This window comes from Actinobacillus minor NM305 (assembly GCF_000175195.1).
Lineage (GTDB): Bacteria > Pseudomonadota > Gammaproteobacteria > Enterobacterales > Pasteurellaceae > Haemophilus_A > Haemophilus_A minor.
Genome location: NZ_ACQL01000055.1, coordinates 16,008 through 32,496 on the forward strand (window position 1 = coordinate 16,008; position 16,489 = coordinate 32,496).

At 37.3% G+C, this 16,489-nt stretch carries 8 protein-coding genes; 7 read left to right on the top strand and 1 reads right to left on the bottom strand.

Going from position 1 to position 16,489, the window contains the following annotated elements:
- Positions 1-5: 5 nt before the first annotated feature.
- From AM305_RS01645 to miaA, 7 genes are all read left to right on the top strand, one after another.
- A complete protein-coding gene (locus tag AM305_RS01645) occupies positions 6-6,752 on the top strand; it encodes a S8 family serine peptidase (protein ID WP_081453528.1) in 6,747 nt (2,248 codons plus the stop codon).
- 78 nt (positions 6,753-6,830) lie between these two features.
- The gene (locus AM305_RS01650; RefSeq protein WP_005822577.1) at positions 6,831-8,951 is read left to right on the top strand and encodes a type I secretion system permease/ATPase; all 2,121 of its coding nucleotides are present in this window, start codon (positions 6,831-6,833) and stop codon (positions 8,949-8,951) included.
- Positions 8,951-10,384 (top strand): HlyD family type I secretion periplasmic adaptor subunit, encoded by a 1,434-nt coding sequence (locus AM305_RS01655; RefSeq protein WP_005822578.1) that lies wholly within the window; start codon positions 8,951-8,953, stop codon positions 10,382-10,384. The genes AM305_RS01650 and AM305_RS01655 overlap by 1 nt, the downstream gene beginning before the upstream one ends.
- 535 nt (positions 10,385-10,919) lie before the next feature.
- Positions 10,920-11,801 (top strand): transposase, encoded by an 882-nt coding sequence (locus tag AM305_RS01660; protein WP_035293710.1) that lies wholly within the window; start codon positions 10,920-10,922, stop codon positions 11,799-11,801.
- 327 nt (positions 11,802-12,128) lie between these two features.
- On the top strand, positions 12,129-13,154 hold the full coding sequence (murB, locus tag AM305_RS01665) for a UDP-N-acetylmuramate dehydrogenase (protein ID WP_005822580.1): 1,026 nt from the start codon (positions 12,129-12,131) through the stop codon (positions 13,152-13,154).
- An 8-nt stretch (positions 13,155-13,162) separates the two neighbouring features.
- Entirely contained in the window at positions 13,163-13,939 is a 777-nt protein-coding gene (locus AM305_RS01670) for a biotin--[acetyl-CoA-carboxylase] ligase (RefSeq protein ID WP_005822582.1), read from the top strand.
- Positions 13,940-13,949: 10 nt separating this feature from the next.
- The gene (miaA, locus tag AM305_RS01675; RefSeq protein WP_005822584.1) at positions 13,950-14,888 is read left to right on the top strand and encodes a tRNA (adenosine(37)-N6)-dimethylallyltransferase MiaA; all 939 of its coding nucleotides are present in this window, start codon (positions 13,950-13,952) and stop codon (positions 14,886-14,888) included.
- 92 nt (positions 14,889-14,980) lie between these two features.
- Here the strand turns inward: miaA and mqo are convergent, their stop codons facing one another.
- On the bottom strand, positions 14,981-16,450 hold the full coding sequence (gene mqo / locus AM305_RS01680; RefSeq protein WP_005822586.1) for a malate dehydrogenase (quinone): 1,470 nt from the start codon (positions 16,448-16,450) through the stop codon (positions 14,981-14,983).
- Between the last annotated feature and the right edge of the window lie 39 nt (positions 16,451-16,489).

The following is a 16,489-nucleotide window of genomic DNA, read 5'->3' on the forward strand; positions in this document are numbered from 1 at the left end:
TTAATATGAAAGTTAGTTTTAAAGATGAAAATATATCAATAAAAGTATCTCATTTGTATACTTATGGAACAGATAATCCTTCTAGCTCAAGACATAGAGAGGGAAAAGAGCAGGTTTCTATTGATGTTGATATTAATGAGATTGAATCTATAGTTGGTGATATAGTAGATCCAGTTAAGTTTAACATGTTTAAATATGCTGCGTTGGGGATAAAAAGAAATGGAAAAGTAATCTCTATAGATACTTTAAAAGCTTTTTCATCTATTAATAATGCAGGGACAGGATACCTAACGCAACGGCAAATGGAGGTGGTTATATATAATAGAGAGCTAACTGATCACGAAAGAAGGCTAGGGGACAACTTGTATTTTCAAGATGGTTCTAGAAAATATAATGCTGATATAGCTTATATATTGGGATCATACACAGCTAGTTTATCCGATAATAATAAATTTTACTTCAAAGATGGAAAACTGTCTCACATAGAATACGAAACCAAAGTTGACTTTAATAATTTTGATGGTAATTCAGATTCATTTATAGCTAATATGGTCAACCCTCTAATATTCAACAGAGTGGATCCACTGAAGATTGGTAGAGCCGTAAAAATTAATACCATTGGAAGCGTTGCTTTAAAACGAATAAGCTCTACAAATATAAGGGAAGCCTTAGAATCTTCATTTATAGACCAGTTATCTAGTGCTTCTGAAGGATCTTATCCTATACCTAATACTCCTATAGATAACTATAGCTATAAAGGAAAAGCAAATTTAAAAATAGATTTTTCTGCATGGTACCAGAGATGGGAACACATAAGTAAAAATATTAAAACACCATTTGTTACAGATAAATTTTTGCCAGCCCCATTTAGACCAGGTATATCACAAGATCAGGCTAAGTTTGTATTTAGAAATTTAGAAGAGTTCTATACTAAAAAAATTAGTGAGCCAATTATATCTAAAAATAAAATTGATATACTCACAACTAAAAACACTAAAGATATTAATGATCCTGATTATTTTAATACAACAATGAATAAGTTTGTTGCTGTGAATAAGGATACTTTAAATTCTAATACTAGCGCATTTGCTGTATCTCTTGCAAACATTGCCACAGACAATTTCAGAGTTGCCAATAACAACCTTTCTAAAAATCCTTTAAATACATCTGGTTACAAATCAAAAATTGGAGTGGAGAATGCATTAAATGGGCCATTTGTTAAACCAATAACTATTAATTGGTTATCTGGTATTGGTCGTTCACAGTTACCTGTAGATCCCTTAATTCTTGATCTAAATGGTGATGGCGCCAAAGCTGTAAGTTATAATGATAAGCCTGTATTATTTGATATTGATAATGATGGTGGTTCTTTAGAAGAAACAGGTTGGCTAAACAATCAAGATGGATTATTAGTTCGAGATTTAAATAATAATGGCAAAATTGATAATATGTCAGAAGTGTTCTCTGAATATTATGCAGGAAAGGCGGGCCGTAACGGTGAAAGTGGTGAAAAACGGTTTAAGAATGGATTTGAAGCATTAAGAACATTAGACTCGAATAAAGATAATATTTTTGATAGCAAAGATACTGACTTTAATAAAGTTAGAATTTGGCAAGATAAAAATCATAATGGTCTTACCGATTCGGGCGAGTTACAAACGCTTTCTAGTCTTGGAATTACTGCAATTGATTTGACATATCAAGAAATGGGTGGGCAACTCTTTAGCGGCAATGAGCTGTTAGCGAAGGGAAACTTTACTCACAATGGTAAGAAACAAGAGGCAGTTGCTGTAAATTTTCTTGCGAATCCGCGTGGCCATACAATTACTAATATTGCTGGAGGAAAGAAAACGGTTACAGAAGGTTCTGGACTAATTGATGGAACAAGTAGTTTTACTGCAACGGATAATCAAAATCGAGATTTAAATGCACGGCAGCTTGGCGTCATAAATATCCAAGCAGGCAACGGTAATGATATTTTACGTGGTGATGCTCAAAATAACTGGCTAGCTGGGGGAGGTGGTGCAGATACTTTCTATGGTGGAGATGGCGATGACGTATTGCTGATTGACGGTGATGATTTACCTGAGAATATTCATGGAGGTAATGGGGATGATATTGTTCAGGTTATTGGTGATAAATCCGTCTCACTTGATTTAGGTAGAGCTGAAATTGAAATCGCTCATGGTGGGCGTGGAGATGATGTCTTTATTTCTTCTGGCAATAGCTCGATTTTTGTTAGGGGAGGGGATGGCAATGACACTATTGTAGGAAGCATTGCCAATGATGCTTTATCTGGTGAAAATGGTGATGATTTTATTTCAGGTAATGCTGGAAAAGATTTAATCCGAGGACACCGTGGTAATGACCGCTTATTTGGTGATGATGGTAATGATGTCATTTTTGGTGGTTCTGACGATGATATGCTATACGGTGGCGAAGGGGATGATACCTTAGTTGGTGAAGGTGGCGATGATTATCTTGATGGCGGAGAGGGTAAAGACACCGCTGAGTTTTCAGGTGATTTTGCTGACTATAAAATTACCAAAATGGGAGATGGTTTATTAATTAGTGATACCAGACAAGGGCGGGATGGTACGGATTTCTTACGTAATATTGAAATGCTGAATTTTAAAGATATTACAAATTATCAAGCACCGGCAACAAATAATGAATGGGAAAACCCTAGTCCAGTAGAGGATATTTTATATCAAGATAGCAAAGGACAGCGTTTTGATGGTTCACGTCCATATATCATTAAACAATCTCAATTGATTAAAAATGATATCGATCTTCAGGGTGATAAAATCATCATTTATCAAGCTTCAAATATTCGAGGTGGCTCTCTTAAAGTGCTGTCTAATGGAGATATAGAGTTTACACCGGCTAAAGGATTTAAAGGCATTGCGAGTTTTGAATATGCTATTGAGGATTCAAAAGGTGTTAAAGCAATCCAAACTGCCGGTAGCGGTGAGTTAAAAGGTAAAGTTTATCTTGTGCCACCTTCTTTGCCTTCTGATCCTGATGTCATTCGTCAATATTATTTGGATGCGGATAATATTTCACCCGTATGGAATCATTATACGGGTAAAAAAATTCGTATAGGGCAGTTTGAGCCAAGTGGTCCATTCTCTGTTGCAGAAGAAGTTGCAGACTACCGCCACCCTGAATTACGTAATAAGATCGATAAAAAATGGTTGCACGACTACGAATATAAACGCCAAGAAGAAGATAAGGTCTTCAGTAAGCATGCTACAGAAGTTGCGGGTATTATGGTTGCCGAACGTAATGGGGAAGGTGGCGTTGGTGTTGCTTATGATGCCACGGTAGCAAGCTATTGGGTTGGAGCAAATGTTTCTAGTTTGGATCAGATGAAAAACTATGATATTGCGAACCATAGTTGGGGTCATACTCAAAACTTTAAACAACAAATTAATTTTTCCGATAAAAGCAAAACAATTTTTGATATTTATAAACCGGCTTTGATAGAGGGGCGTAATGGTTTAGGGACTGTCATAGTCAATTCTGCAGGTAACGATAGACAAAAAGGCGGAAATACTAATTATTCTGAATTGACTAATGTCAGATATGGAATTGCTGTGGCTTCTGCTGAGCAGGATAGACAATTTGAGACTAAAATTGCCTCTTATTCAAATCAAGGTGCAAGTGTTTTAGTTACAGCCCATGGTTCTGAGGCGTATTCAAGTTCTCGTGAGATTGTGAACGAAAATGGTTCAACATTGGGACATGAATATGCTCGTAACAATGGAACAAGTTTCTCTGCACCTATTGTTTCAGGTGTAATTGCACTAATGCTTGAGGCAAATCCTTACCTTGGATATCGTGATATTCAGGAAATTCTTGCCCTTACGGCAACAACAAAAGGAATAACTGATAGTCAGTGGCAGCGTAATGGTGCAAAGAATTGGAACGGCACAGGTATGCATGTTAGTCACGATTATGGTTATGGTGTAATAGATGCTCAGGCTGCAGTAAGATTAGCTCAAGATTGGAATACTCAACATACTTATGAAAATGAAGTTAAGCTAGAGGATATCTATAAATCAGGAAAAGTTAATCAGGCTATAACAGATAATAATGGTAGACAATTTGCAGTAAGCGTTTCAAATGTTTCTATGTTGCTTGAAAATGTAGCTATTAAAGTTAATCTGACACATGCAAGAGCTAGTGACTTAATTATTAAATTAATTTCTCCGTTAGGTACAGAATCTATTTTAATGAATAGACCAGGGAAAGCTCCTGATGATGACAATGCGATAGGCGATGTAAAATTTGGGGAATCATCCACATTAAATTACACGTTCAATACCACTTTGTTAAAAGGAGAGAATCCTAATGGTCAATGGAAATTACAATTTTTTGATGTGGCAACAGGAAGTACAGGGACGCTACATGATTGGTCATTAAGTTTCTATGGACGGGCTTACGGGGCTGATGATACTTATGTATATACTGATGAGTTCCATAATAATCAAGCCATCAATACCTTAAATGATACAAATGGCGGTATAGATACCATTAATGCCGCTGCTATGGATGGTGTTATTGAAGTAAATCTCTCAACAGGCAAAGCTAATTTAGCAGGAAAAGTCTTAACCATTACAAATTCTCAGCAGATAGAAAATGTAACGGGAGGGGATTACAACGATAAACTTACAGGGAATAAAGCTGCTAATGTATTGATTGGTGGACGAGGTAATGATGTCTTAGTTGGTTTAGAGGGTAATGATGTTCTAGTAGGTGGTTTAGGTAATAATACTTTGACTGGTAGTCAGGGAAATGACACTTTCATTATTGAGAAGAAATTAAATAGCCAAGATGTCATTACTGATTTTAGTGTGGGTGCCGATCGTTTAGTCTTTACTGGATTTGAATCCTTTAATTTATCTAAACAGCAACAGGGGAATGATACTCTTATTTCTTTAGGAAATGGTCAAACAGTTCGACTTAATAATGTTCAAGCAAATAAATTAACCAATAACAACATTGTGGTAACTACGGAGGTATTTAAACCTTATTGGCTAAATCAAACAGGAGGATATGGGTTCTCGAATAATAATGCTGAGGTTGCTCTACCGGATTTTGGTGTGGCTTTCTGGGGAACAGAAGGTGAAGATCGCCTGTTCGGGGGTAATGGTGATGATATCCTTCGAGGGGGAAGAGGTAATGATGTCATCGTCGGTGAGCATTCTGCGGATTCTGCCACAGGTGGCAATGATACACTATACGGTAATGATGGTGATGATCGTATTTTAGGAGGAGGAGGTAATGATACACTCCTAGGAGGGGCTGGCTCTGATTATCTTGGTGGCGGTGTAGGTAATGATGTTCTTTACTTAGAAGGTGATGATACTGCACTGTTACCAACTTATCGCAACCAACAATATACGACATTAAGTCAATATAATAATGTGGAGTTTAGTTGGGCAAGAGCAGAAGGTGGTAAGGGAAGTGATAGATTTGTTGTAGTTAAAGACACGTCTCCAAACGCATCTAAAGGGCTGTTGAAGAATCTCATTTGGGATTTTGATATCAATGACAAAAATGAGAAAATTGATATTTCTCAGTTTAAAGGTGTGACTACTATCAACTTTTATGGATTTAGCGTTAATAATGAACAATATACAAGAATCTGGCTAGGTGAGCCTAAAGCAGGTACACAATATGTGACAGTAAAAGGCATTAGACCTGATCAGTTGAAAGCTGAGATGTTTATCTTTTCCAAAGAACAAGCAGAATTACCTCAATTAGTTCATACCATTGTTGGAACTAATGGTAACGATACTCTAAAAGGAAATGCGATAGGTAATCTGATAGATGGACGATCAGGTGCTGATAGTATGTCTGGTGAGTTTGGCGATGATACCTATATTGTTGATAATGTGGGTGATAAAGTGTTAGAAATTAAAGATGGAGGATACGATCTAGTCAAATCTTCTGTAAGTTATACATTATCCAATTATGTTGAAGAGATTCAATTAATGGGTAACGTTGCAATTAATGCTATTGGAAATAGCGAAAATAATCGCCTGGTAGGTAATTCAGGTAATAATAGACTAGATGGCAAGGCTGGGTTTGATACAATGATTGGAGGCTTGGGTAATGATACCTATATCGTTGACTCTCACCTTGATAAAGTGATTGAGAAGGTTAATCAGGGAACTGATACTGTTATTTCATCGGTTTCTTATACCTTGCCAGAAAATGTAGAGCATGTAGAGTTAATTGGTAATGCACATGTTTCTGCAACAGGAAATGATGTCAATAATTCTCTTACAGGCAATTCGGGAAATAACCGATTGATTGGCTATGGAGGTAATGATTCCCTAAATGGTATGGGCGGAAATGACTTCTTAATGGGAGGAGCAGGAAATGACACTTATCATTTTAAGAGAGGGGATGGTATTGATACCATCTACGATGAACAAGGCAATGACACGTTACGTTTTACTAATATAAATCATAATCAACTTTGGTTCCGTAAATTAAACGTGGATTTAGAAGTCAGTGTTATTGGTACTCAGGATAAAGTAGTCATTTCTGATTGGTATGGTAAGAATTATAAAGTAGAAAATTTTGCAGCTGCAAATAATAAGTCTTTAAACCATGCTAGTGTAGATAAACTGGTCAGTGCAATGGCAGCTTTTTCCCCACCATCAGCCGGACAGATTTCATTACCACAGGCAGTCAATACAAAATTAGAGCCAATTCTAGCTGCTAATTGGACATAATTTTTATTAATTATTTAAAGCCTCACTGTGTTCTCGAAAAATATTGTGAGGCTTTTTGTTTGAATAGTAGGATATAGTATGGATACACAGGACTTAGCACTTTCAAGTTTAGCAATATTTTCTCAGCTACATAGTGTTCCTTTTAATATTGAACAAATAAAACATAAATTTGCTATACAGCAAGTAATGACCAAAACACAATTGTTATTAGCTGCAAAAGATATAGGGTTTAAAGTTAAAGCCAGTAAGAAAGAAAAATCTCGTTTAGCTTTATTGCATTTGCCGATCTTAGTCTGGTGTGATGATGGTAAACATTTCATCCTAGCTAAAGTGGACACTGAAAATCAACGTTACTTGATCCATGATTTGGAAACAAATCAGCCCATCGTTTTGTCGGATAACGAATTTACCAAGCGTTACTCTGGGGAGATTATCCAATTTACCTCTCGAGCAAGTATTGCTGGGCAACTTGCTAAATTTGATTTCACTTGGTTTATACCTGCGATTGTTAAGTATCGCAGAATTTTCTTAGAAGTGCTCTTTGTATCAATTGTCTTGCAAGTCTTTGCATTGATAACACCACTATTTTTCCAAGTTGTGATGGATAAAGTTTTAGTTCATCAAGGGTTTAGCACGTTAAATGTTGTTGCAGTAGCTTTATGTGTTGTAATTTTTTTTGAAGTTTTACTTTCAGCTATTCGTACCTATGTATTTTCTCATACTACCAGCCGAATAGATGTTGAGCTCGGTGCAAGATTATTCCGACATTTACTTGCTCTCCCAATTGCCTATTTTGAAGCTCGACGCGTTGGGGATACTGTCGCAAGAGTAAGAGAACTAGAGCAAATACGTACTTTTTTAACAGGGCAAGCTTTAACTTCAGTGTTGGATTTGCTTTTTTCTTTCATTTTCCTTGCAGTAATGTGGTATTACAGTGTTTGGTTAACATTAGTTGTGCTTATTTCGCTTCCTTGCTATGCGATCTGGTCTGCATTTATTAGCCCAATACTACGTAGACGTCTGAATGAAAAATTCGCTCGTAACGCAGATAATCAAGCCTTTTTAGTGGAGTCAGTAGCTGCTATGGGAACCATTAAATCTATGGCGGTTGTTCCACAAATGACAGAGCACTGGGATAAACAATTATCTGGTTATGTACAATCGAGTTTTAAAGTTACAAAAATTGCAACGATTGGTCAACATGGTATACAACTCATCCAAAAATTGGTAATGGTCATTAATTTATGGTTGGGAGCACATCTAGTAATTGCCGGAGAACTTACTGTTGGGCAGCTTATTGCTTTTAATATGTTAGCAAGCCAAGTTGCCTCTCCCGTGATTAGGCTAGCTCAGTTTTGGCAAGACTTTCAACAGGTTGGTATTTCAGTAAGTCGTTTAGGTGATATATTGAATACACCGACAGAAAGTCCCCAAAATAAATTGGTTCCACCTGAAATTAAAGGCGATATTACATTTAAAGACGTTACTTTTCGTTATCGTCCAGAAGGAAAAAATGTCATAAATAATGTTTCTTTATCCATTTGTGCAGGAGAGATCATTGGGATTGTTGGTCGTTCAGGATCTGGTAAAAGTACCTTGACTAAATTGATTCAGCGTATGTATACCCCTTCTCAAGGAAATATTTTTATTGATGGTAACGATATCGCATTAGTAGAGCCATCTTGGCTACGTCGTCAAATTGGTGTTGTTTTGCAAGATAATATTCTACTGAATCGATCCATTCGAGATAATATTGCATTAAGTTCTCCCTCAATATCAATAGAACATGTTATGCATGTTGCAAAGCTGGCTGGTGCCCATGAATTTATATCTCAGTTACCTGAGGGCTATGATACGTTAGTTGGTGAGCATGGTGCTAATTTATCGGGGGGGCAGAAGCAGCGCATTGCTATTGCTCGTGCGTTAGTTAATAACCCTAGAATCTTGATTTTTGATGAGGCGACCAGTGCACTTGATTATGAGTCAGAGCACATTATTATGAAGAATATGCAATATATTTGTCGCAATAGGACGGTAATTATCATTGCACATCGCCTCTCTACGGTTAATCAAGCCAATCGAATTATTGTAATGGATAAAGGCGCAATTATTGAGCAAGGTAATCATCAATCGCTACTTGCAGCAAAAGGGCTTTACCACTACTTATATCAACTTCAATCAACACCAGGGAGCGCATAATGCATTATATAAGTGGATTGTGTAGCTTAATTAAGCGCTATATTCAGGTTTTTAGAGAAACATGGAAAGTTAGAAAATCGTTAGACTCCCCTTATCGACAAGAAGATGAAAGTGCTTTTTTACCTGCGCATTTAGAATTGATTGAAACACCCGTATCGTCTTTGCCAAGATGGATTGGAAGGTTCATTATCTTACTTTTATTGATCGCCCTTGTCTGGTCTTATTTAGGTAAAATAGAAATTGTTGCTGTCGCAACAGGGAAAATTTTACCAAGCGGTCGAAGTAAAATTATCCAACCGATAGAGACTGCTACAGTGAAGCAATCTTATGTAAGAAATGGGCAAAGAGTAAAGAAAGGTGATTTGCTTCTTGAGTTAACAATATTAGGCGTTGAATCTGAGTTATTTAAGGCTAAGTCAGCTCTTAAATTAGCTAGTTTAAATCAATTACGGCAAGAAGCTATGCTTTTGGCAATTCAAGAAAACACTGTTCCACAGCTAAAAAATAGCAATGCACAAGTTATTTTTGGTATTGAAGATGGTCTATTTAAACGTGAACAGCAGTTAGCATTAAGCCAATATCAGGCGTGGATTGCAGAAAAGCAAAAATTAGAAGCAACAATTCGTCAGAAGGAAACTGAGAAAAAGACAATTCATATTCAAATTCAAAAAATTGTGGGAATGCTAAAATATGAGAAAGAGCGACGCAGTGATATATATGGTTTATACAAAAAAGGGCATGCTTCGAAACATGAATATTTTTCTCAAGAAAATCGGGTAATTGAATTAGAAAATGAAAGGAATATTCAGCAAAGCAAAATTTATGAATTAGAATCACAGCTAGAGCAAGTACGTAAAGAATATCAAGTATTTGAGCAATCTTTTCACCGTAATGTGTTAGATGAATTGCGTAAAGCCAATGAGCAAGTTGAGCAACTTACATTAGAGGTTGAGAAAAATCAACAGCGACAAGAATACAGTGAAATTTATGCACCCGTTGATGGTACTGTACAACAATTACAGACCTATACGATAGGAGGTGTTGTAACAACAGCTCAGCCACTGATGACAATTGTTCCACAAGATGAACAGTTTGAAATAGAAGCTATGCTATCAAATAAAGACATCGGCTTTGTGAATGAAGGGCAAGATGTCACTATTAAGATAGAGGCTTTTCCATATACTCGTTATGGATACATAAAAGGTAAAGTTAAATATTTTAGTTTCGAGGCTATACAGGATGAGAAATTAGGGCTAGTATTTCCAGTAACTATTGTGATGGATAAAAGCCATTTAAGTATTGAGGGAAGAAATGTAGAGCTTATTGCTGGGATGGCTGTATCCGCAGAAATTAAGACTGGGGAAAGGCGGGTAATTGACTACTTATTAAGTCCACTAAGAAAAGTGATTGATGATAGCTTTAAAGAACGGTAGTTACAAAAGGTTCTTTATGATTAAAGTCATTAAATTCTTACTAAATTTAGTGATCACCCAATCACAATGTTACATTACGTGGAATATTCCCCAAAATGTATTGACTAACGAATAAACTATGTTAGGCCGTTACTATTATTGATTTAATAATTCTGTTACGAATACTTGTAATAGTTCTGAAATTTGATCTAAATATCTCCAAATTTAAGGTAAGTATTCTCAGTTTGCTTTTTATCGTAGATCGTAAATGGCGTGTTTTATCATTTGACAGAAAAACAACGTGTTCATCATTGATGAACAATAACAATTTGCCAATGAACCATTTATTTATCTTTAGCCTAGTTTCTTTCAAAGAAACACAGCGAACCATATAGGCGTAGAAACCTTTTATTCAAGTTCTATTTTGGGTTTGCGACTCGTTTATTAAAATCCACGTATTTCTTGTGGCAGTATGGTATTCAAGGCAAAACGCTTTGAGCCAACCTGAAAATTCAGGTGGGCAATTTTTTGTGTCTAGCGTTTAGCTTTGAGTACCTTGGCTCATTACTTACTTTCAAGCAAATCTAAAACATTATCCCTTAAACATCTCTTCTGTCTAAGTGAAGAAACAATGAGCCGTCATCTTAATATCAGTTATAAAACGGCATTCGTCCTTTGCCATAAATTGCGTGAAGCCCTATTCAAAACTCGTGATTTAACGCCCTTACAAGGTGAAATTCACGAAGATGGGGCGTGGATTAATTTCAAATTACGTCCAACTAACTTCGCTAAAAACGCCCATAAACAGAAACAAAAAGCCAATAAAAAAGGACAGAGATTTCCAAAATTTAGACCGACTAAACGTTGTATCATCAGTTTAAATCAACGTGCTTCTGATGATGAAACATTGTGGGGTTCAAATCGCACCATCGTTGCAATGGACTATACTGAAAATGCCAAAACCGTTTTGGCATTAAATCATCAATTCGTGAAACAAGGTAGTGATATTATGTGTGATGAAAATCCAGCTTATAAAGGTTTAGATTTTCATTACACTCGTTGGAGTGTTAATCACGATTTATGTTACAGTGCAAAAGGCATCAACAACAATTTAGCAGAGTCCTTTAACGCTCGTTTCCGTGATTTACATCGTGGTGTACATCACAAATGCGATAACAAATACGCCCTACATTATGCCAACCAAGCGGCGTTTATGTCAGATAATCGTCAAAAGTCTAATGGCGACCTATTTAGTGATATTCTACAACGTTGTTTATGGGTATTACCATTAAGGGAATGGGTGGGTTACTGGCAAGGAAATCATCGCACGCAAGAGCTTATCGGTATGACCGCATTTAGCCCTGAAGAAATTTCCCAGTCCTACTTCAAAAATCTCAATGAAAGAATGAAGTACGAACAAGAGTTACTGGCAGCCTAATTTGTTTAACTAAAAAACGAATTGAAATGTAAGTACAGAGAAATCAGCTTACCTTTGGCAAGGTTGAGCGGATTGGCTACGCCCATTGATGGGAAAATTCACATCGCAAGCCACTAATATTGGCAAACAAGTGGGGAAATCAGCTAAAATTTACCAAAAGAAATGCCCTTAACCCTGTTTTGAAGTTAAGAGCATCGAAAATTTTACTGCGGTTACGATTGCATTTTAGGTTTTGTGCAACTGCTACATAATACCGAAATAGTTTGCAAATTCGATCGCTTATTTATGCTAAGATAATAGCCGTTTTTAACAAACCAATTAATTATTATGCAAAGTTTAACCCCTTTTCACACATTTCATTTGCCGGTCAATGCAAACAGTATTATTGAATATCAGAATGTTGAGCAATTATTAACGGCTTGGCAAAACGCAACGCAAGCCAAGCAACCGATTTTGCTTCTAGGACAAGGCTCTAATGTATTGTTTACGGAAGATTTTGCCGGTGTGGTATTGATCAACAAAATGGATGGTTTTGTTCATCATCAAGATCAAGATTTCCATTACTTACACGTTCAAGGCGGTCAAAATTGGCACGCATTAGTGCAATCAGCGCTTAAACAGGGCATTTATGGGCTAGAAAATCTGGCGTTAATTCCCGGAGTAGCCGGTTCTGCACCAATCCAAAATATCGGGGCTTATGGTGTAGAATTTGCTCAAGTGTGTGATTTTGTCGAAGTGGTAAATTTGCAAACAGGCGAAGTGTCTCGATTAACAAAAGATGAGTGTCAATTTGGTTATCGTGAAAGTATTTTTAAGCACGAGTATAAAGAAGGTTTTGCGATTATTTCTGTAGGATTAAAATTACCTAAAGTCTGGAAACCTGTGCTGACTTACGGTTCTTTGACCCAATTTGATCCTCAAAGCGTAACGGCGCAACAAGTTTTCGATGAAGTTTGTGCGGTACGTTCAAGCAAATTACCAAACCCCGATGAATTTGGCAACGCTGGGAGCTTTTTCAAAAATCCGGTAATTAGTGTGGAAGATTTTGCGCAATTACAGGCTAATTTCCCTCATATCCCTCATTATCCACAAGCCGATGGAAGCGTAAAATTAGCTGCAGGTTGGTTGATTGATCAATGTGATCTGAAAGGCTTTCAGGTGGGAGGTGCTGCAGTGCATACCCAACAAGCGTTGGTTTTAATCAACAAAGAAAATGCAACAGGAATGGATATTGTACATTTAGCAAAAGCGGTTCGCCAACGTGTGCGTGAGAAATTTGGTGTGGAATTACACCCAGAAGTTCGCTTTATGGGGAGAGATGGTGAAATTGATAGCGAAGCGATAACACGCTAAGGTGGCAAATGAAACTCAACCAATCCCAAATTCAAGAGGCATTATTATGTGGTCAAGCCCTCGTTTTTGAGGAAATTGACTCCACGAACACTTTTCTGCTCAATCATTATCAAGAATTAGAGCAAGGTTCGATATGTTTAGCTGAAAAGCAAACCGCAGCAAGAGGACGGCGAGGTAAAACTTGGTACTCGCCACAAAGTGAAAATGTCTATTTTTCGATTTTGTGGCACTACCCAAAAGAAGAAGTGGAACAGGTGTCTTCTTTAAGCCTTGTGGTCGCATTGATTATTGCTGAAAGCCTACAAGCACAAGGCGTGCAGGATATTCAAATCAAATGGCCAAATGATGTGTATTACCAAGGCAAAAAAATGGGCGGTATTTTAATTGAAACGAAAGTAGATAAAAATGGCGTGCATTTGGTTATTGGGATTGGTTTGAACTTAGGAATGACAAAAGTTGATGAGAAGATTGTCAATCAAGCGTGGGCAGATCTTTCCGCTTACCATTTTGACCGCAATACTTTGGTATGCCGTCTTGCGTATGAATTACAAAAAAATCTTAAAATTTACCCGCTTGTAGGCTTTGCTCATTACGTTGAACGTTGGCAATCCTTTGATATTTTTCATGGTCAAGCGGTTAAATTAGTAACAGAAGGGCAAGAAATTCACGGTATCTCTCAAGGGATTAACGAACAGGGAGAGCTACTTCTGAAACAGGGCAATGAAATAAATGCTTTTGGGATTGGCGAAATGTCGCTAAGACCTAATACTCAAACAGAAAATTGAACAATAAAATATGCATAAAAAACCTCAAGCTATTTTTTTAATGGGGCCAACTGCCTCAGGGAAAACCGATTTGGCGATTGCTTTGTGCCAAACCCTGCCGGTAGAAGTCATCAGTGTTGATTCTGCATTAATTTATAAAGGAATGGATATTGGTACAGCCAAACCGAGCCAAGCTGAGTTAGCGCTTGCGCCACATCGCTTGATTGATATTTTAGATCCGGCTGAAAGTTATTCGGCAATGAATTTCCGAGCCGATGCACTAAAAGAAATGGCGGATATTACAGCAAGCGGTCGAATTCCATTATTAGTTGGTGGCACAATGCTATATTACAAAGCCCTTATTGAAGGGCTTTCGCCATTGCCTTCAGCCGATCCAAGCATTCGAGCGGAAATAGAGCAACGTGCAGAACAACAAGGTTGGGCTACACTTCATCAGGAATTGTTAAAAATTGATCCCGTGGCAGGAACACGGATCAACCCAAATGACAGCCAGCGGATCAATCGGGCGCTTGAAGTGTTTTACATTACCGGTAAAACAATGACGGAGCTGACCGCAGAACAAGGGGAAAGCTTGCCTTATGATGTTCTACAATTTGCCATAGCGCCGCAAGAACGAGCTGTTTTACACGAACGTATTGAACAACGTTTTCATAAAATGATAGCGCTTGGCTTTGAAGAAGAAGTGAAAAAGTTATATGCACGATCGGATCTGCATATTGATCTGCCTTCTATCCGTTGTGTCGGTTACCGCCAAATGTGGGAATATTTGCAAGGCGAGATTTCATTAGATGAGGCGATTTTCAAAGGCATCTGTGCTACCCGTCAATTAGCCAAACGCCAGATTACATGGTTACGAAGCTGGCAGAGTGAATTAACGTGGTTAGACAGTTTGGCACCGGAACAAGCAAAAACAATCGTTCTAGATAAATGGGAACAGTTTGCTAAGTAGAAGTAAACCCGACAGAAATGTCGGGTTTTTCTTTAAAAAATATTTGAATGTAGCAAGAATTTCGAACTATAAGGACTTAACGTTTCTTATTTTCATAAACCTAAAAAACGTATCGTTTTTGCTCGGCTTATCTGGGCAAGTTTCGGAGTATCCCTTAAGGATTTTCCATAAGAAGGCATCATTTCTGATAGTTTCTCTTTCCATTCAGGTAATTTATCAGCGAAGCATTTTTCTAATACACTAAGCATTGCATCAACAGAGGTTGAAGCTCCAGGGGAAGCCCCAAGTAAAGCAGCGACTGTATTATCTTCGCTCGCAATCACTTCCGTTCCAAAACATAAAGAACCTTTTGCATTCGGCAAATCTTTAATAATTTGAACACGTTGTCCGGCAATGATCACTTCCCAATCTTCACTTTTGGCATCGGGTACAAATTCACGTAAATCAGCCATACGCTGCTCTTTAGTCAAAAGGGCTTGTTTAATTAAATAGTGTGTGAGCGGAATATTTTTTAATCCAGCAATATGCATTGTTAGCAAGTTCCCCGGTTTGAAAGATGCTGGAAAATCGCAAATTGAACCTGTTTTTAAGAATTTAAAAGTAAACCCAGCAAAAGGTCCGAAAAGTAACGTTTTTTCACCATCAATAAAACGAGTATCTAAATGTGGAACCGACATCGGTGGCGCACCAATTTTGGCTTTTCCATAAACTTTAGCATGATGTTTCACAATAACTTCTGGATTACGACACACCATAAAAATGCCACTGACCGGGAAACCACCAACGTGTTTCCCCTCTTTAATCCCCGTTTTTTGTAAAAGAGGTAACGTACCGCCCCCACCACCAATAAAAAGGAATTTGCAAAGATGTTTTAAGATTTGACCGCTTGCATTTTGAATAGTCAGCAACCAACCATCATTTGATTTCTGAATATCTGTTACTTTATGATTTAAATGAAGTTGACAACCTTGAGCCGTCAGGTGTTGAAATAATTTACGTGTTAATTCGCCAAAATTTACATCTGTTCCGTTTTCAATGTAGGTTGCTGCAACGGCCTCTTGGGCATTACGATTCTCCATCATTAATGGCATCCAATGTTTTAAAGTTTCAGGATTTTCAGAAAATTGCATATTTTCAAAGAGAGGGTTTTGAGAAAGGAGCTCAAAGCGTTTTTTAAGAAAAGCAATATTATTTTTGCCTTGTACAAAACTCATGTGCGGAATTTTACGGATAAATTGTTGTGGATTTTGTAGATAACCTTTTTCAACCAAATAAGACCACATTTCTAGAGAAAGCTGATATTTTTCGTTAATACTGAGGGCTTTACTAATATCCACTGAGCCATCTGCTTTTTCAGCCGTATAGTTGAGTTCGCATAATGCTGCATGCCCTGTGCCAGCATTATTCCATTCATTAGAGCTTTCAAGGGCAACTTGTGGTAGCCCCTCGAAAATCGTAATACTTTGGTTTGGTGCTAATTCTTTTAAGAACGTACCTAATGTTCCGCTCATCACACCGGCACCAATTAGCACAACATCAGATTGAGTGATTGAGGTTTCCATAATTTCCTTCTTTCGTTTTTAATAAATTGTTATTGTTTG